This is a genomic window from Nitrosospira lacus (assembly GCF_000355765.4).
Lineage (GTDB): Bacteria > Pseudomonadota > Gammaproteobacteria > Burkholderiales > Nitrosomonadaceae > Nitrosospira > Nitrosospira lacus.
Genome location: NZ_CP021106.3, coordinates 2,297,244 through 2,312,968, shown reverse-complemented (window position 1 = coordinate 2,312,968; position 15,725 = coordinate 2,297,244). Strand labels below are relative to the sequence as shown.

General features: G+C 55.8%; 22 protein-coding genes. 7 read left to right on the top strand and 15 right to left on the bottom strand.

The annotated features are described in order from the left end of the window. Window positions 1-34 precede the first annotated feature (34 nt). From EBAPG3_RS10495 to EBAPG3_RS10460, 8 genes are read right to left on the bottom strand one after another with little or no spacing between them, the layout of a single operon-like run. On the bottom strand, window positions 35-1,546 hold the full coding sequence (locus tag EBAPG3_RS10495; protein ID WP_004177684.1) for a DUF935 domain-containing protein: 1,512 nt from the start codon (window positions 1,544-1,546) through the stop codon (window positions 35-37). A 1-nt stretch (window position 1,547) separates the two neighbouring features. Then, window positions 1,548-3,074, bottom strand: a complete 1,527-nt coding sequence (locus EBAPG3_RS10490; RefSeq protein WP_004177686.1) for a terminase large subunit domain-containing protein — start codon at window positions 3,072-3,074, stop codon at window positions 1,548-1,550. Next, a complete protein-coding gene (locus EBAPG3_RS10485) occupies window positions 3,071-3,637 on the bottom strand; it encodes a DUF3486 family protein (protein WP_004177688.1) in 567 nt (188 codons plus the stop codon). The genes EBAPG3_RS10490 and EBAPG3_RS10485 overlap by 4 nt, the downstream gene beginning before the upstream one ends. Continuing rightward, window positions 3,637-3,930 carry a VpaChn25_0724 family phage protein gene (locus EBAPG3_RS10480; RefSeq protein WP_004177689.1) on the bottom strand — a complete coding sequence of 98 codons (294 nt, stop codon included), beginning with the start codon at window positions 3,928-3,930 and terminating at the stop codon, window positions 3,637-3,639. Before EBAPG3_RS10480 ends, EBAPG3_RS10485 begins: the two co-directional genes overlap by 1 nt. Then, the gene (locus EBAPG3_RS10475; RefSeq protein WP_004177690.1) at window positions 3,927-4,268 is read right to left on the bottom strand and encodes a hypothetical protein; all 342 of its coding nucleotides are present in this window, start codon (window positions 4,266-4,268) and stop codon (window positions 3,927-3,929) included. Before EBAPG3_RS10475 ends, EBAPG3_RS10480 begins: the two co-directional genes overlap by 4 nt. 57 nt (window positions 4,269-4,325) lie before the next feature. Continuing rightward, window positions 4,326-4,637: a phage fiber-tail adaptor protein gene (locus tag EBAPG3_RS10470; protein ID WP_040852180.1), complete on the bottom strand. Its 312-nt coding sequence runs from the start codon at window positions 4,635-4,637 to the stop codon at window positions 4,326-4,328. After that, entirely contained in the window at window positions 4,634-5,566 is a 933-nt protein-coding gene (locus tag EBAPG3_RS10465; protein ID WP_004177692.1) for a hypothetical protein, read from the bottom strand. The genes EBAPG3_RS10470 and EBAPG3_RS10465 overlap by 4 nt, the downstream gene beginning before the upstream one ends. Continuing rightward, window positions 5,566-6,309 carry a hypothetical protein gene (locus tag EBAPG3_RS10460; protein ID WP_085922020.1) on the bottom strand — a complete coding sequence of 248 codons (744 nt, stop codon included), beginning with the start codon at window positions 6,307-6,309 and terminating at the stop codon, window positions 5,566-5,568. The genes EBAPG3_RS10465 and EBAPG3_RS10460 overlap by 1 nt, the downstream gene beginning before the upstream one ends. Between EBAPG3_RS10460 and EBAPG3_RS10455 the strand changes: the two genes are divergently transcribed. Beyond that, a complete protein-coding gene (locus EBAPG3_RS10455) occupies window positions 6,293-6,574 on the top strand; it encodes a hypothetical protein (RefSeq protein ID WP_040852184.1) in 282 nt (93 codons plus the stop codon). The genes EBAPG3_RS10460 and EBAPG3_RS10455 overlap by 17 nt on opposite strands. A 685-nt stretch (window positions 6,575-7,259) precedes the next feature. On the opposite strand, the gene EBAPG3_RS10450 is transcribed toward EBAPG3_RS10455, so the two are convergent. The 6 genes from EBAPG3_RS10450 to EBAPG3_RS10425 form a co-directional block, all read right to left on the bottom strand. Further along, window positions 7,260-7,709: a hypothetical protein gene (locus EBAPG3_RS10450; protein ID WP_040852187.1), complete on the bottom strand. Its 450-nt coding sequence runs from the start codon at window positions 7,707-7,709 to the stop codon at window positions 7,260-7,262. 8 nt (window positions 7,710-7,717) lie between these two features. Further along, entirely contained in the window at window positions 7,718-8,224 is a 507-nt protein-coding gene (locus EBAPG3_RS10445; protein ID WP_004177705.1) for a phage tail fiber protein, read from the bottom strand. A gap of 102 nt (window positions 8,225-8,326) precedes the next feature. Continuing rightward, window positions 8,327-8,761: a hypothetical protein gene (locus EBAPG3_RS10440; RefSeq protein ID WP_004177706.1), complete on the bottom strand. Its 435-nt coding sequence runs from the start codon at window positions 8,759-8,761 to the stop codon at window positions 8,327-8,329. Continuing rightward, a complete protein-coding gene (locus EBAPG3_RS15205) occupies window positions 8,758-8,973 on the bottom strand; it encodes a DUF7940 domain-containing protein (RefSeq protein WP_040852192.1) in 216 nt (71 codons plus the stop codon). The genes EBAPG3_RS10440 and EBAPG3_RS15205 overlap by 4 nt, the downstream gene beginning before the upstream one ends. Beyond that, window positions 8,970-9,509, bottom strand: coding sequence for an N-acetylmuramoyl-L-alanine amidase (locus EBAPG3_RS10430; RefSeq protein ID WP_040852194.1), 540 nt, complete (start codon window positions 9,507-9,509; stop codon window positions 8,970-8,972). The genes EBAPG3_RS15205 and EBAPG3_RS10430 overlap by 4 nt, the downstream gene beginning before the upstream one ends. 61 nt (window positions 9,510-9,570) lie before the next feature. Beyond that, a complete protein-coding gene (locus EBAPG3_RS10425) occupies window positions 9,571-10,008 on the bottom strand; it encodes a helix-turn-helix domain-containing protein (protein WP_004177709.1) in 438 nt (145 codons plus the stop codon). 90 nt (window positions 10,009-10,098) lie between these two features. Here EBAPG3_RS10425 and EBAPG3_RS10420 point away from each other — a divergent pair, with 90 nt between their 5' ends. Further along, a complete protein-coding gene (locus tag EBAPG3_RS10420; protein ID WP_004177711.1) occupies window positions 10,099-10,296 on the top strand; it encodes a DNA-binding protein in 198 nt (65 codons plus the stop codon). 68 nt (window positions 10,297-10,364) lie between these two features. On the opposite strand, the gene EBAPG3_RS10415 is transcribed toward EBAPG3_RS10420, so the two are convergent. Continuing rightward, on the bottom strand, window positions 10,365-10,598 hold the full coding sequence (locus EBAPG3_RS10415; RefSeq protein WP_004177712.1) for a hypothetical protein: 234 nt from the start codon (window positions 10,596-10,598) through the stop codon (window positions 10,365-10,367). A gap of 113 nt (window positions 10,599-10,711) precedes the next feature. Between EBAPG3_RS10415 and EBAPG3_RS10410 the strand changes: the two genes are divergently transcribed. From EBAPG3_RS10410 to EBAPG3_RS10390, 5 genes are all read left to right on the top strand, one after another. Beyond that, window positions 10,712-11,188, top strand: a complete 477-nt coding sequence (locus tag EBAPG3_RS10410; protein WP_004177714.1) for a hypothetical protein — start codon at window positions 10,712-10,714, stop codon at window positions 11,186-11,188. Next, a complete protein-coding gene (locus EBAPG3_RS10405; protein WP_004177716.1) occupies window positions 11,188-11,502 on the top strand; it encodes an IclR family transcriptional regulator in 315 nt (104 codons plus the stop codon). The genes EBAPG3_RS10410 and EBAPG3_RS10405 overlap by 1 nt, the downstream gene beginning before the upstream one ends. Window positions 11,503-11,514: 12 nt before the next feature. Beyond that, window positions 11,515-12,519: a hypothetical protein gene (locus tag EBAPG3_RS10400; protein WP_004177718.1), complete on the top strand. Its 1,005-nt coding sequence runs from the start codon at window positions 11,515-11,517 to the stop codon at window positions 12,517-12,519. Further along, window positions 12,516-14,291 (top strand): DDE-type integrase/transposase/recombinase, encoded by a 1,776-nt coding sequence (locus EBAPG3_RS10395; protein WP_004177720.1) that lies wholly within the window; start codon window positions 12,516-12,518, stop codon window positions 14,289-14,291. The genes EBAPG3_RS10400 and EBAPG3_RS10395 overlap by 4 nt, the downstream gene beginning before the upstream one ends. Before the next feature lie 126 nt (window positions 14,292-14,417). Next, window positions 14,418-15,656: an ExeA family protein gene (locus tag EBAPG3_RS10390; protein WP_227869198.1), complete on the top strand. Its 1,239-nt coding sequence runs from the start codon at window positions 14,418-14,420 to the stop codon at window positions 15,654-15,656. Window positions 15,657-15,725 lie beyond the last annotated feature (69 nt).

The window sequence follows — 15,725 nt, the reverse complement described above, 5'->3', positions numbered from 1 at the left end:
CCCACTGAGGCGCACCTTTGGACGTCCGTGGCTTTCATTTCTTAGTGAGCGCCTCTTGTTCAACTCCGAACCTTCCCGCCAGATCCGCCGCTGCAAACGCGGTTTCCATCACGGCGGTCAGCTGGTCGACCGACAGCTCACCGAATGCCGCAAGCAGATCGTCGCGCAGTGCTTCCAGACTTTGCGCGCCATCAACTTTTTTCCGCACCGCCGAGAGAATTGTTTCCCAGGGAGATGCCGCGTTCATGGCAAGCTGCTCGGCCATCGTGGTGACCGGAGTGGGATCTGAGCCTTCTGTCGACCCGTCAGCTTCGGCAAATGCGGGTGAGGCCCCGCCGCCTTCACCCGGAATGGCTCTCGGTTCGAGTATGCTTTCATCAGCGGTGGGCGCCGGGATCAGGAACTGCTCGCGCACCCATCGAGTCGGAACCTGCACGCCCATATTGACCAATCGCTGCAACCCGATAGTGAAAGTATTGATATCGCTGCCGGAACCTTCGTCGAACAGTCGCCATACTGTCGGGTAACCGGCACCGGGCAAATTGAAATCGACTATCCAGCGTACCAGCGTAGCATTCAATGTGTCGCTGAGTAGATCCGCATCGGCCTTGGCCAGCTCGATGCGCACCTCGTTGTGCACCCCGGCCTGATTGCTGCCCAGCCCGGTGCTGGCGGCCGTGGTGGACATGGTCTCGCCCAGTACGCATTCCGAGATCTGCTCATCCATATACCGAGCGAGCTTCTCGTAGGCATCGACGGAGCCGGAACGGGCGGCTTCGAGCAGCTCGATAACCATGCCCTCGGGTATGATGATGCCTGAGTCCTGAGCGATCGCGCTGAGTGCGGCGAGCAGCTTGTTCTGTTCGGGCAAGGTAGCGCCGGTCGAGTATTTGCCGAGTGCCGTCGGGCTGCCGAACTTATCGGCAAAGATCAGCCAGAAACCAATATCCTTGCGCTTGAAAAAGACCGGCCAGAAAAGCTTGTGCCCCAGGCCGAGGCCGTAGGGGCTGCCATCCTTGGCGCCGAACTGGTGAATGATGAACTTTCTGTCGGGCACGGCCTCACCCAACATAGTGGATTGGCGCGTAAGCATCCGCAGTTCCGATTGTTCATTGAACGCGAACCGGCGCTGATCGCGGGGACGCATTTCGGTGGCAACGAGTTCCGCGCCCTGGGCTACCCACATCACCTCGCCGACGGCGAAGCCCTTGAGCGTGGCATCCAGGAGCGCCGCGCATACTTTGTCAAACGACATTGCAGCAAGCTGACTCCGCACCAATTCGGCTGCACGCTGATCCAACGGGCTATCCGAGGCGGGCAGCACTTCCCAGGGGCGCGCAATCACCGCGAGCTTGCGTTTTTGCAGTACTGCGTAAGCGTGACAGTCGCGCTCCAGATCATCATAGATTTTCAGGCCCTTGCCACCGCCACGGGTTTTGAGGGTGTCATCCAGATTTTCCAACACGCCACCGAAGGCGAAGCGGGTAACGTCGCGCTCGATGGTGGCGATCTCTTGCGTCAGTTCTTTTTTTGATGGCTGAGCCATGTTATGCCTCGATGTAATCTGAGAGCTGAGCGGATTCGCGCGCCCGGCCAAGTGATTGGAATTCCATTGGAACAACTTCGCGTTTCATCGCATAGTTCGCCAGGAACAGAGAAATGGCAGCATCGCCGTGGCGCTGCAGGCGCTTACCATCCCCCTTCTGTGTTTTGACATTCGGTAGCCTGGCCACGCCGTCAATCACGCGCAGGGCGCGCAAATCATCGCGGATCTGCGAATCCTTGGGTAGCCGGTCCAGCGTGGCGTCCTGCAGCGCGGCCTTGAAGCGTGGCATATGTTCGATGTAGAAACCCTCGCTGAGCCGTAACTGCTCGATGCGGGATGCGCCGTAACGCTGCGCAGCGCGCTCGGCCAGATACGCCCCGTTGCCGGTGGCATCGAGCACACCCGACCGAAAACGCGGCAGCTTGTCAACGATGTAAAACAGAATCTGCTCTTGCTGGCGAAAGGGGCAGTTCGACAGTTCGACCATCAACCTCACGCGGTTGATCAAATCAGAGCCCTCTTCCAGGAAGGTGAGCACGGTTAAATCGGCCACGCGCCCGAAGTCTTCACCGAAACCGTGGTAGCGTGCGGCGTCGAGCTGCAGCAAGTGCGGCAACAGATTCTCCGCACACCAGGCGTCTACTTCCATCCAGCGCTCATTGTCCGGCAGATGTCCGAATTCCTGTTTCCAGGCACCGCGTACCAGGGCTGTATCCGGCGACATGCGTTTCTCGATCAGTGACATGGTCAGGAAGGCGCCGCCACCTTGACTGGGCACAACGTCCAGCTCCTCGGCCGCATCATCGCCATAGTACGCATAAGCATCTTCCACCCAGGCCGTCTCGCCCGCCGCCGTCCAGTCTATGCCACGGCGCAGGCAGACACGCCGATATAGCCCTTGCTCGATCGCCTCGCGGAATGTGATGCGGTGCACAGCTCCTTTGCGTCGGCCAGCGCGGATCTCCTGAATCAATTCATTGAAGGCATTGTCCGTGCCGTCGTGGGTGGAAATGATACGTACCTTATCGCCCCATAGCAGCATGGCCATTGCCGCCTTCAGAAGCGCTTTCAGGTCCGGGTGAAAGGCGGCCTCATCGATAACGATGACACCCTGCTTACCACGAAGATTGGTCGGGCGCGAACTAAGGGCGACAATGCGCCGTCCGGATGAGGGGAAATCAATTTTGTATGTTTTGATTTCCTTGTCGCCATCCTGGAAGATTCCCTCCTCGATCTGGCCTGCCGCGTAATCATATGCCCGCGCCCACATGGCGCATGCCTCGATGTATTCCAGCGCCATATCCTGAGTAGGGCCGATGTAGAACACATTGGTTCCGCCCTCTGCCGCCGCGATCAAGACGTCGTCAGATGCCTCTGCCCAGGTCAGACCTACGCGACGGCTTTTCTCAGCGATTTTTAGCGGCGAATCGTCTGCTACCCATTTCTGCTGGTAGCCCAGAAGAACGGGAGGCGGGGCATCTCCGCGCGCCGCGTCATTGGCCAGCAGCGTTGAGTGAATGCCCGTCACGCGGCAATTCCCAGTATTTGCTTACGAATCTCCGCCACGGCCTCGGCCGACAAACCGCCTTTCTTGGCGATCTTCTCGGCTGCCGCTGCGGCTGATTGCGCCTTTGCATAAACGTCCGCCTGGTGTTTTTTCAGGTTGACGCTACTGCGGGTGAGCGTGGCGATATTCTTGGCCGCGTGGCCCAGGATAGCGATCCGCTTGCCCGGATCGGTCTTCTTCCGCTTGCCGGGGTCACCGCTTTCCTCGGCTTCCTGCATGGCCAGCAGCGCCTCGAAAATTTCGGTCTGCACAATGCTAATGATTGCATTGCTGCGGTTATCGGCTTCATCGGGTGCGGCTGCTGCGATTGCGGCGGCGGCTTCGGTGCTCGCCTTGATTGCAGCTAGGCGCCGCTCAAGCTTGGTTCCGTAACGGTGCAAACTGCTTTTACTGATTGCAAACCCTCGTTCTTCAAGCATCACAGACAGGGCTTCATATTCGCCAAACTGATTGTCGGCCAACGCGCGATCGAGCCAAGCGCGAACCTCCGCAGGCAGCTCACCGACTTTTGAGCGTGGCGGCATTATTCCCCCGGTTCCGGACGGCGCACACCAGGCACCCGGGTGAGGCCGTTTGCAGCATCGGCACCACGTGGCGTGAGGGTGGCGATAGTTTCCCCGCCCGCCCTTATCGTCACGAGCCCCTGCTCGGCGAGCCAGGCCAGCTCCGATTCCACCAGATCAGCGGATACCGGGCGGCCGAATGATCCTAGAAAGACACGGAGCAGCCGTGCCGCTGCGGTGTATTCGTGTGACTCCCTCAATGCCCTGAGTATGAGCAGGCGCCGGTCAGCTGCTACAGATTCTGAATAGGTCATTTCTTGGTCCCGTTCATGAGGTGTTGATGGATTACATTCAACACATTTTTTACGCCCTTGAATTCGCCAGCAAGGAAATCCACCCCTTTACCTACAGAGGTAATACGATCATGCAGCGCACCGAGATCGCTATGCGTCGGCGTGTGATTCAGCGCCTCTTCCACCTTGGCGATACGTATGCCCTGCCCATCCAGTCGACTGTCGATATCGCTCTCCAGCGTAGTGATACGATCATTCGTGACTCGGTTTTTATTGGAGATATAAACATAGATACCGATCGCGCCGGTCGCTACGAACTGCAATACCTGGAAGCCAAATTTCAATGTTTCGATATCCATCGCTGTATCAATTTTGAGTTAATTAATGGCGCTGCTCTTCGGTGCGCTCCTGACAATCTATGCAATCTCCCTCACCGGCACCTTGCCAGCCAAAACCAACTTGCGGCCACTTGATGTAGTGGCCACGCACTTCACCAGATATGTGGCCTGATCAACGCCCGCCCGCGCAAACTGCAGCACTTTGCCGTCACCCATGACCACGGCCATCCCAGAGATAAAGGTCGAGGGTGATGCATCTACACCGGCCTTAAGTTGGACGGACATGTTTACGAGAGAGACAGTCTCGCCTACAGTGAGCGCAGGTCCGTAATTGAACGTGAGCCACAACTCCTCGGCAGGATCTTTCTCAGGCCACAACACAGCGCTCATTGCAGCCCCGCCTCATAATTTACAACGTACTGCTTGGTATGACTGGTCTCGAAATTCCGTTCGACGGCATGAACAGCATATCGCGGGTTGTATTCCGGGTTCATGCCAGACAGTTGCCCGGTTGCGCTTGCCACGGCCAAAGCATTGCCCGCCAGCAATATTGGAACCGTCAGCTCCCCTGTGGCGATCACAGTCGCGAGAGCGGCCGCTGTCAATGGTATGGCCGTTATCAGCGTACCGACGGCGCCAGACACCGCCAACGCGCCACCTGCGAGCTGGATAATGGTGGTAAGCGTTGCGACAACAGTCGCGCTTGCATGGGCATTGCCTGACAGATTGATCTGGGTGGACAGCCCGGCCGCTGCGGCGGCTGCCGCCACCGCCGCGCCATTCAATCTGATCTGTGCCGTGAGATTGCCGGCGGCAGCGCTGGTAGCAATTGCAGCTCCGGCCAGCGCTCCGCCGCCAGCAAGATCCCCGCTCGCCATCGCCTGCGCCACCGCCACGCCGCCCAGGCGGATCTGAGTTGCCAGTACGCCGGCCGCGACGGCATTACCTGTCGCCTGCCCCCCCAATGGGATAGCGGTTGCTAGAGCTCCGGATGCCCCGGCGACCGCTGCGGCATTGCCGCCAAGTGAAATTTGTGTGGACAGTCCGGCAGCTGCCTGAGCTATGGCGACAGCCACACCGGCGAGCGGGATCTGCGTGGTTAAATTTCCCGCAGCAGTAGCGACGGACAGACTTGCGCCGACGAGTTTGATCTCTGTAGTCAGCACGCCAGTGGCTGCTGCCACCACTTGAGCGTCGCCCGCTAATGCGGCTGCACCATTTGCCGACGTCGTTTCCTGAATCAGAAGACTATCGACAACATATTGCCGAGTCCCGGACTCTTGAATCAGAAGGCCATCGACGACGTATTGCCGTGCCATTACGCCACCGCTAGTTTAGAGGCTACCCATACCACGGCGTTGGATTTTGCCAACACAGCACGTGCTCTTATCACACCCTGCTCGGCGGCGGTAAATGGCACCTGCAGTTTCTGCCGACGCATGGCTTTAAATGTTGCCGACCCATCCGTAATGCTCGCTCCATCAGCGGCACTCGTATAGCCCCCAGGCACGCTTCCTGCGCTTGTGCCCGAGACGGTGCAGATGAACGCGCTTCCGGGCGATCCCGAAGATTTAATAATATTGCCGACCGCATACACAGTTGAATTTGCTCGCTCGCTTAATCCGTCATCCCAATCAGCGGAGGATGTAGTTTGCGTGGCTGGAGTGGCCAGAAGATTTGACTTATCAGTCAGTCGCGCGAATTGTGCGCTGCCACCCGTTACCGGATATTCCAGCTCCAGCCAAATTTCCCCATCGTTCAGTGCGGCTGCTTCATTGTGGATTATTTCCAACGTTGCTGTTTGCGAGGTTGTGACCTCATTGACGATCACTCTCCACAGACCCTCCAAAGGCATCACATTTGCCGATGCCGTCATTTTGTAGCAAAGGGGGACGGCAGCACCGTTCAACTTTATCCCGTCAGTGCCGGAGAGATACAGTGCAGTATCGTGTCTTACCGATCCCGAATAGTCCTCCAGCCATACCGAGTAATTGGTGTCGGCATAATCGAGGTTATATGCGGCTACATTGAAGCCGATAGTCGTGATGGCTGCTGATAGCAAGGAGCCAGACCAACTCGATGGCAATTTGCTATTGCGCAATATCATTGCGCCGTTATTACCGGAGAATGACCCGCCCTCCACCAGATTTACCGTTGAGCCAAGGTTTGAAAAATCTAAACCACTGACTGAAAGATTGACCGGAGTATTTGATGTGGGGCGGCTGAATATAGAAGTCGGCGTGGTGCCTCCAGATATTATGCTCCCACCTTGTATTGATACTATATTGGAAGGTTTGATACGAGAGGCGGTATTTCCAAACTGGTAACGGCAATTATTTAGTGTAGTTTCCGCTGAGACTGAGCCGCTCCCAGATGCGCTGAGTATCAGAAGCTGCGTTGCACTGGCCCCAAGAACAAAATCGCATAATGTCCACTCTTGGATATTCGCGGTCTGATTAAGGCTGAGATTACCGCTACCGGACCCGCAAGTGAAAGCGACGCCATACCCAATTACAGAGCCATTCACAGATAGGGTGACCGATCCCGAGTTCGATACTGACGCCCCAGTGCTAACGGTTGTTGGCGAATTTCCGCCAATCGAATCATCGACACAAAGAAAATAGCAAGGGTTTGTCACTGTTCCTGGGAACGTAATAGTCAAGGAGACCGTGCTGGTTTCCGCATGCGCCTGCGAGGCGAATAGCCTGTCTCCCGCAGCCATGCGGTTATTGGCAATATAATCAGCGTACCGCGCCGCATTTGCCCATGTTTGGCACTCGCGGCACGTCCATACTACAGAGCCATCACTTACAGTCCCGCCAGGTGTCGTCGGGTAAATTGGCGCGCTTCCAGCTGTAGTTCCGGCAGTGGTGCACTCGTAAACATACTTCCGCATGTTTGCAAAACCGGACTGCGCGTCAGCGCGCGCGATGACAATTCGATCCCCTAAGGCATATGCGGTTGAATTCTGCCTCTCGGTTGAACTGGTAGACCGAAGAAGGAAATCCGCCATTACGGCGCCCCTATAATTTCTTTGCGCCCAGGATCAAGCAGTAATTTGGCTTCCAGCAGGGCAAGCATTCCTATCGTTAATGGGTTTCTAAGGTGGATTCCATTTTTGGCAGCCATAACGAAATTCCAAGCGTCCTCTACTTCTGCATCAGTCCGCTTTGCCACATTTACATCTGTGCGCTCCTTTTGCGTGAATCGCTTGAGAAACTCCACTTGTGAGAGTGACAATTCGAAATTGTTAGCCTCGGCTTCGGCCAATTCCAGCATATCAATCCGCGCCCCTATATTCTGGGCGCGAAGCGTCATAACCACATTAATATCCAGACCGACAGCCGCAGTATAGGGGCAATCGTGATCTACTCCATTGTGATCCGTGTGTCGCTCCAAAACGTCAGTGCGACCGTCAACCTGGACAGATTGGGAAATAATCTGGCTGGATACGATTGGCATTCAGGCGCCTAGTTATCGATCTGTAGCGTAGACGACCCGGCCGCAAATGATGGCGCGGCATCGCCGTTATTGACTGTCTTGCTGGTAGTTAGGGCGGCCCGGAATAGCAGATTTCCCGCCGTGGATGCATCGAAAACGCAATACTCAACCACCGTGCCCCAGCTGGCTGTGGGCGCGGGGAAAGTGATGGTGGCGTTATTGCTGGTGGTTCCACCCGTGCCGCTCGATGCGGTGGTACTACCCGCGCTCTGAGTCCCAGCCCAGTTAGCCATGCTTGATGTCACCGCCACCCGCGTATAGCTTCCGCCGCTTACCTCCGTGCCGCAGCCAGCATCATTGCCAGACGTGGTGGCCAGCGCAAAGTATGTGGTAGTAGGCGCGGTAAATGTCTGGCCTCGAAACACATAATCAATTATTTTATTTTCAAGGTAATCCGATAGCGCACCGGCTTGGGCGGTGAGTGACAGTGCCCCGATTAACAGGACGGCTGGGAGCTGCAACAATCTGGTTTTCATATCACTTTCCTCTGCTTGAAGATGAATAAACTTTACTCGCTGGTAATCGTTTTTGCCCAGTCCGCCAACACTGCCTGACGTGCCTGGCATTGATAATAGAGCTCAGCCCTCTCGATGCTGTTCTTCAGGATCGTGGACAGCTTCCCGTCCGACGCCGGGGGGAGATCCGGGCACGGAGTTGTCAGGGATGGGGGCGCCTGATTCAATATCTGCGGGGCGAGCGTTGTAGAGGCGCAAGCCGTCAGCATCAAGACCGCACTCAGCGTAACCAGGGTTTTTATCGATATTGGCATCTGCTTTCTCCTTGATGGTCCTGTACACCACGCGCACTTTTTCTCGGGTGGCTTCATATTTATCGAGCTCTTTAGTGATCGTCTTGATCTTAGCAATGGCTTTACCCACAGCGTCACTAAGCTCGACGAATTGCGCGGCCTTGGCGGCATCCCTGGCATGTTTGCCGCCGTAGTAATACGAGCCGCCGCTGATCGCGAGCGCACCCGCCAGGAGGGCGATCCAGAAATATGGGCTTGCTATCATTTTGTAAGCGCCTGCGTGGTGACGATGCGAAGGACGGAATTGCCGATGACGAGCACCAGCACGAAATAGCTATACACATTCCCAGGCACAAGTGGCTGAACCAGGGCAACATTGGCTTCAAGCGCGGTCAAAGCGCCCATCAGGGTGTTAAACCACAAGGTTCTGCTGCGCCACCAGCATTTGCAATCGGGCGTCCCGATGTCGGTGCTCATAATGGCGAATAAACGTTTTGGGGGAATGGCTCCATGTCGTTATTCAGCCATGCTGCGACATCAAAGCCTGGGCAGATCTTGAGCCACTCGAATGGCTCAATGATTCCGTTTTTGTTTTGATCCGGGGACAGGTCTCGATGGCCGCAGAGACGGGCATCAGGATAAGTTTCATTCAGGGCATTAACCAATCCCGCCAGACTCTTCCATTGCACCACCGTAAATTCATCCGTGCCGATCATGCAGATGCCGATGGATTTGGCATTGAAGCCTTGTACATGCGCGCCGACCTCATCAAGATGGCGCCCGGTCGCGACCGTGCCATTCGTGTAGATGATGAAGTGATAACCAATGCTAGTGAGATTGGGATTCTGGCGCGCACGAAACCCGGCAGTGCGTGCGAAGCCGCGCACCTTGTGCATTTCATCGAGCACTTCCACCGGCGTCATGCTGACGGCTCTGCCAGGGACAGAGCGAAACATGGACCTGCCGTTAGGCGTGGCCGCGCAGTGAATTACTATGAGGTTGATTGATCGCATATCGCGAGGATATGCGGTATGACAGAGAGGGTCTTTTAATGCGGTTTAAACTTGATGGCAGCTATGCGCTTTTCTGGCGTCGATCTCCTTGACGCCGTTCACCTACCCGCTTCTCGGGGCCTTCATAATTTTCTATCGCTTTGTCTTTATCAGATTTCGCGACCGCAACGCCGACCGCTTTGATGGCAGTTTTACCCTCTGGAGGAGAATTGCGGTAGTTGTCCAGCAGCGCTTGTTCTTCCTTGCTCAACACCTCGACCACATACCCCGCGCGCTCTTGCTCCAGGCTGATCGCGGTTTGGCGGTTACCGGTCATAACGTACTGAACATCCACCCCGATCAAAGCTATGACGCCGAGCTGCACTGCCGTCGGTGCAGAGATTCCGGCTTCATAGTTACAGTAAGTACGCTTTGCAACGCCGGCCTCATGCGCCATTTCGTCCTGGGTGAGACCAAGCCTCTTTCGTTCCTCAATCAGCCGCTCATAAAAAGGTTGCATTATTCTGCACTCTCACTATTGACTTATTGCATTATTCTGCAATAATCACCACATCATTAATTGAATATGTTTGCATCAAGGAACCCGAGCATGAGCCCAACAGATCGCGTTAAACATCGCTTTCGTCAGCGCGGCGTCACCTTCACCGATTGGGCGAAGGATAACGGCTACACCCGTAACGAGGTGTACCGCGTGCTAAACGGCCAAGCCAAATGCCATTACGGCAAAGCGCATGAAATCGCCGTGAAGCTCGGTCTCAAACCAGACGAAGAGCGCCTTTCCGCTTAACCCCCAAACAAAAGAGTGCAGCATGAGAATCTGTAATGATCACCTTGGCTTTCCCTTGAATCAACCAATTATCGGTTCATCCTGGCGCTATCCAGCGCACCAGCCAGCTCCAGCAGCGTACGGCGCGTTGCATCCAGATGAGGCTGTGGAAATTGCAGATCCTCAGCAACCTGACGCATACCCTTCGTGAATCCCTGGCCATCAATGAACTCACTCATCTCCAGATCGGCAATCGCGTGCAATACAAGCGTGCTTATTGCCTCTATACGTCCGGCCAGCTCATTGAATTCGTTATCCGCCATGTTAACACCTCGTCACCAATTTGATGGTCGGCATTTTGCGCCCGTGAAAAACGTTTGCATAGGCGGAAAACTGGTTTTTGTTTCTAACTATTCATCGAACCGGATTTAGAAAAATGGCCCGGAATTGGAATCGCATAATCCCTCGCAACACGCTTGAAGCCATGCGGCTTTGCAAGGACTACGCCAAAGCCAAACGCAATCTGTCGGTGGAACGCATCGCGGACCGGATGGGCGTCAGCGCCGACAATCTTTATTCCTGGCTCGGAAACGGAAAGATGCATCTGTCCTTAGTGCAATCCTACGAACATGTCTGTGGCTGCACTTTCATCAGTGATCACCTTACCCACGCCCAGGGCAATCTTTCCGTCAAGATTCCATCGGGGCGCAGCCTGCAAGACGCTGATCTGCTCAAGATGCATGGCAGCTTTTCTAAAACTATGGCGCTTCTGGCGGATTTCTATGCTGGCAAAGCCGATGCTAACGAGACGTTGAATGCCATCACCGACCATATGCAAACAGCTGCCTGGCATCGCGGCAATGTGGGCAAGCACCTGGAACCTGAATTCGATTTTGTTACCGAGGAGGAGTAATGGCAGATCGCCAGTACAAGAACGATGCACAGACGCGCGGCTACAAAGTAATGATGCTGCTTGCCGGAAATGAATTCAGCGGCGTCGCCCCTGGCGAGCTGGCCAAGGCGCTACGCACCAGCCCTGGCAACATCACGCGAGATTTGAGTGTGCTTCAGCAACTGGGCTTGGCCGAGCAGCTGCCGCACGATACCACCCGCTGGCGCCTTGGTCCGAAGTTGATACAGATCGGCTTATCGTTTTCTCGTCACCTCGATGAAGTCCGGCGCCGCGCCGGTGAAATCGAACAGCGCTATTCGCGCGAAGCACATTAACAGGAGTAATACATGGCAAGAGTACAGCATCAGAAACCAACACCTGATCACATTGGGATTGACGATCCAATTCCGGCAGGTCATGCCCTTACGATCCAGGAGGAAAGGATCGCGAATATCGGCAGCAGTCATTCCGAGGAGCGCGATTTAGTGAACCAGATGGTCGGACAGATCGGTATGGCGACGGCAATCTCAAAATTCACGACGGTCGTGGGTTTGAGCAAGTTGCAATACATCAAGGAAAACAAACTTTATCGCGCATTATCAGGGACTAACGCTTTAGATCGTAATGGAGAAAGAATCCCGACTGTCGGGACTTGGGATGGTTTCTGCCGCGCGATTGGCACCTCTGCAAATAAGGTCGATGAGGATTTATTGAATCTTCGAGTATTCGGCCAGGATGCAATGGAGAGCCTGACTTTACTTGGGATGGGTTACCGCGAACTGCGCCAATACCGCAAGCTGCCAGAAGATCAAAAAGACGCGCTGGCAGCGGTTGCCAAAACCGGTGACAAAGATGCTTTCTTGGACCTCGCCGAAGAAATAATGGCGCGCAATCAAAGGAAGGATGAGCAACTTTCCGAACTGGAAGCCAACTATCAGGCGCAATCCAAAGTCCTGGAAAACAAGAATCGGATCATCGACGACCAGGATAAAACCATCCACAAGCTCACTCGCCGGGTTGAGATTGCCTCACCGGACGAAATAGCTTCCGACTTGCGCAAGGAAGCAAGCGAACATGCTTTTACGGCCGAGGCCGCGATCCTCGGTGCCCTGCGCCCGGCATTTGCTGCGCTGACTGAGCATGGCCGCGAGAACGAGGTGTCGCATGAGGAATTCATGGTCGGGTTGCTGTCGCAGATAGCACTCGCCATCGCCACCATGCGCGGCGAATTCAACATCAAATTGATCGCCGATGGTAACCCGGTTCCGGCATGGATGAGGTCTGATGCCGACGAACAAATCGAAAAGGCTTTCGAGTCAATCAAAGTGCCCGAGTTTGTCACCGGAAAATGAGCGCGGCGCTGACAGAGCGGCTGGTTTCGGTGGGGCAGGCTGCCCGCGAAGCCGGGCATGGCACCAAAGAATGGATCTATCAATCTGCCATGAAAGAGCTCGGCCTGTCGCGCGCAACTCTGTTACGAAAGATCAAGGAAGTAACCATGAAGCCAGCGCGCAAGCAGCGCTCCGATGCCGGCGCGGTCGCCCTGACCATTGACGAGGCAAAGATGATATCGGCGCTGCTGATCGAATCCATGCGGCGCAACAACAAGCGCCTGATGAGTATCGAAAATGCAGTGCGCATCCTACGGGCAAATAATGAGATCCGCTGCGAACGTGTGGATGCAGAGACAGGCGAGGTAATGCCGCTATCGATCGCCGCGATCGCGCGCGGATTGCGAGCTTACAACCTGCATCCGGATACCTTGCTGGCGCCCGCACCAGCCATTGCAATGGCATCCAAGCATCCGAATCACGTTTGGCAGATCGACGCCTCCATTTGCGTGCTGTATTACCTGCGTTCGGCGGAACATGACGCTGGGCTGCAAGTCATGGCTGCTAACGATTTCTACAAAAACAAACCCGCCAATCTCAAAAAGATCGAGAGCGAACGTGTGTGGCGCTATGCCGTGACCGACCATACAAGCGGTGCTATTTATGTCGAGTACGTCCTGGGGGCGGAATCCGGCCAGAATCTCTGCAACATTTTCATTAACGCGATGCAGAAACGCGGCCAGCACGATCCCTTTTCCGGCGTGCCGTTCGATGTCATGCTCGACCCCGGCAGTGCAAATACCGGCGCGATATTCCGCAATCTGTGCCGGAGCTTGTCGGTGCGGGTCCTGATCAACAAACCCGGAAACCCGCGTGCAAAAGGGCAGGTGGAACAGGCGCACAACATCATTGAGTGCCAGTTTGAATCCGGACTGAAGCTGCGGCGGGCCAATTCACTGGAAGAACTCAACGGTATTGCCTGGCAGTGGATGCGCGCATTCAACGCGACGTCCGTCCATACCCGCACCGGGAAATCGCGCTACGCCTCCTGGTGCGCGATTGCGGCCGATCAGTACCGCATTGCTCCATCCGTGGAAATCTGCCGGGAACTGGCCCGTTCCGATCCCGAGAAACGCGATGTATCCAACCATCTGACCGTGTCATTCCGTGGCCAGACATACGACGTTTCCCCTGTTCCGGGCGTGATGGTCGGCGAAAAGCTGCTGATCGCCCGCAACCCGTGGCGGGCAAGCGCCGCCCAGGTAGTGCTCACTGGGGAGGATGGTCATGAAGTCTTCCAGGTGATTGAGGCGGTGCAAAAGGACGCACATGGATTCCCGATCGGCGCACCGGTTATTGGCGAATCATATAAGCGCCGTGCCGATACCGACGCGCAAAAGGCCGCTCATGAAATCGAGCGGCTGGCTATGGATGCCGATACCGCTGACGCCGCCCAAGCCAACCGTAAAGAAAAAGCGCTGCCGTTCGGTGGCCGCATCGATCCATACAAACATATCGACGATTCGCCCCAGCCGTACTACCTGCCGCGCCAAGGCACGGCAATGGATATACCTAACCCCGCTCAAATAGTAGTGCGGCCGCTGACGCAAATGCAGGCCGCCATGCGCATGCGCACAGAGCTAGGTCGGCCAGTCACGATTGAGGAAAACCAGCGCATCGCGGAGCTGTATCCGGACGGCGTGCCCGAGGATGATCTGATGAGCTTGGCGGCATCGCTGCGCGCCGGAGTCGCTGAGGAAACGCTTGGAGTTGCGCGCCTAAGGGCGGTGTAGAGATATCCGGCGAGGTTGCAGCCTCGCCGGTGTATGACCCGGCAGAATTTTTCAAGACCTGCCGTTTTTTGTAACAACTGAACTACGGAGGAAATTTTAGCATGACTATCAAGGGAACACTCATCAGTGGAGGCGGCTATGTCACAAACCGCTCCTAAAACTGAACTTAGCTTTAAGCCCATCAACCTTAAATGGGTGCTACTGGAATACGGCATACCTCAGCCCAGATGGGCAGATGCCATCATGCAAAGTCATGGCAAAGCCCTTTCCAGGACCGGCGCCTCTCACATCATTAACTGGGGATTGTGGCCGAAGCTGACGCCGCGCGAAGCGATCGTCACCGCAACGGAAAGGATGCTGCGGGACCGCGGTGTGCCTGAGGCCACTCTGACCACGCTGTGGGACTTTGCGCCGAAAGCTCAACCGCAGCTGACCCGTGTTCGCGCCAGAACAGGCCAGACTCTACCGGCAATTCCCCAAATCGATATCGAACCCTTGGAGGTCGTAATGCTATCGGCTCAAGCCAAATCACAATTCAAAATTTTCCGCGATCCATTTACCGATGACGTGCAGAGCGCGGATGATATTTTCCTGTCGGCCGATCAGCGCTACATCCGCGAAGCGATGTTCACCACAGCCAGGCACGGCGGGTTTCTGGCCGTGGTGGGTGAGTCTGGCGCTGGAAAAACCGTCTTGCGGCGCGACCTGATAGACCGCGTGCAGCGTGAGAGCCATCCAGTCATCGTAATTCAGCCGCGACTGATCGATAAAGGCACGCTCACTGCGGGTTCGATCTGCGAGGCCATCATCGACGATATGCGCCCCAGCACAAAGACGCGCCGCAGCTTGGAAGGAAAAGCACGGCAGGTGGAACGTATCCTCACCGACTCCAGCCGAGCGGGTAATACACACGTCTTGCTGATCGAGGAGGCGCACGACCTGTCGGTCTCAACCCTGAAATACCTTAAGCGGTTTTGGGAGCTGGAAGACGGCTTCAAAAAGCTGCTCTCCATCATCCTCGTCGGCCAGCCGGAGCTCAAGAACAAGCTGGATGAGCGGATGAACTACGAGGCGCGTGAAGTGATTCGCCGCTGTGAAATTGCCGAACTGATGCCGCTCAATGCCCACCTGGAAAACTACCTCGCACTGAAATTCAAACGCGTGGGTAAAGACCTGCAAGACATTTGTGAGGCTGATGCATTTGACGCCATGCGTGCACGCCTTACGCGCCCCGCCCGCAGCAACTCTGGCGCCGTCAGCATGATTTATCCGCTGATCATCAACAATCTGACCACGAAAGCGATGAATCTGTGCGCCGAAATTGGCGCGCCGAGAATAAACGCTGACTTGGTCAAGGCCCTATAAGGAGCTGACCATGACCAGACTACTACTCGCATACCGTCTCTGGCGCGATAGCGGCCTCTGCTACACCTG

Coding starts and splice junctions, on each gene's coding strand:
- EBAPG3_RS10415 (WP_004177712.1), bottom strand. CDS start 10,598: ATGGCGGATAACGAATTCAATGAGCTGGCCGGACGTATAGAGGCAATA.
- EBAPG3_RS15205 (WP_040852192.1), bottom strand. CDS start 8,973: ATGAGCACCGACATCGGGACGCCCGATTGCAAATGCTGGTGGCGCAGC.
- EBAPG3_RS10400 (WP_004177718.1), top strand. CDS start 11,515: ATGGCAAGAGTACAGCATCAGAAACCAACACCTGATCACATTGGGATT.
- EBAPG3_RS10475 (WP_004177690.1), bottom strand. CDS start 4,268: ATGGATATCGAAACATTGAAATTTGGCTTCCAGGTATTGCAGTTCGTA.
- EBAPG3_RS10410 (WP_004177714.1), top strand. CDS start 10,712: ATGGCCCGGAATTGGAATCGCATAATCCCTCGCAACACGCTTGAAGCC.
- EBAPG3_RS10420 (WP_004177711.1), top strand. CDS start 10,099: ATGAGCCCAACAGATCGCGTTAAACATCGCTTTCGTCAGCGCGGCGTC.
- EBAPG3_RS10485 (WP_004177688.1), bottom strand. CDS start 3,637: ATGCCGCCACGCTCAAAAGTCGGTGAGCTGCCTGCGGAGGTTCGCGCT.
- EBAPG3_RS10440 (WP_004177706.1), bottom strand. CDS start 8,761: ATGATAGCAAGCCCATATTTCTGGATCGCCCTCCTGGCGGGTGCGCTC.
- EBAPG3_RS10405 (WP_004177716.1), top strand. CDS start 11,188: ATGGCAGATCGCCAGTACAAGAACGATGCACAGACGCGCGGCTACAAA.
- EBAPG3_RS10445 (WP_004177705.1), bottom strand. CDS start 8,224: ATGAAAACCAGATTGTTGCAGCTCCCAGCCGTCCTGTTAATCGGGGCA.
- EBAPG3_RS10455 (WP_040852184.1), top strand. CDS start 6,293: ATGGCTGCTGATAGCAAGGAGCCAGACCAACTCGATGGCAATTTGCTA.
- EBAPG3_RS10425 (WP_004177709.1), bottom strand. CDS start 10,008: ATGCAACCTTTTTATGAGCGGCTGATTGAGGAACGAAAGAGGCTTGGT.
- EBAPG3_RS10430 (WP_040852194.1), bottom strand. CDS start 9,509: ATGCGATCAATCAACCTCATAGTAATTCACTGCGCGGCCACGCCTAAC.
- EBAPG3_RS10470 (WP_040852180.1), bottom strand. CDS start 4,637: ATGAGCGCTGTGTTGTGGCCTGAGAAAGATCCTGCCGAGGAGTTGTGG.
- EBAPG3_RS10395 (WP_004177720.1), top strand. CDS start 12,516: ATGAGCGCGGCGCTGACAGAGCGGCTGGTTTCGGTGGGGCAGGCTGCC.
- EBAPG3_RS10465 (WP_004177692.1), bottom strand. CDS start 5,566: ATGGCACGGCAATACGTCGTCGATGGCCTTCTGATTCAAGAGTCCGGG.
- EBAPG3_RS10480 (WP_004177689.1), bottom strand. CDS start 3,930: ATGACCTATTCAGAATCTGTAGCAGCTGACCGGCGCCTGCTCATACTC.
- EBAPG3_RS10450 (WP_040852187.1), bottom strand. CDS start 7,709: ATGCCAATCGTATCCAGCCAGATTATTTCCCAATCTGTCCAGGTTGAC.
- EBAPG3_RS10495 (WP_004177684.1), bottom strand. CDS start 1,546: ATGGCTCAGCCATCAAAAAAAGAACTGACGCAAGAGATCGCCACCATC.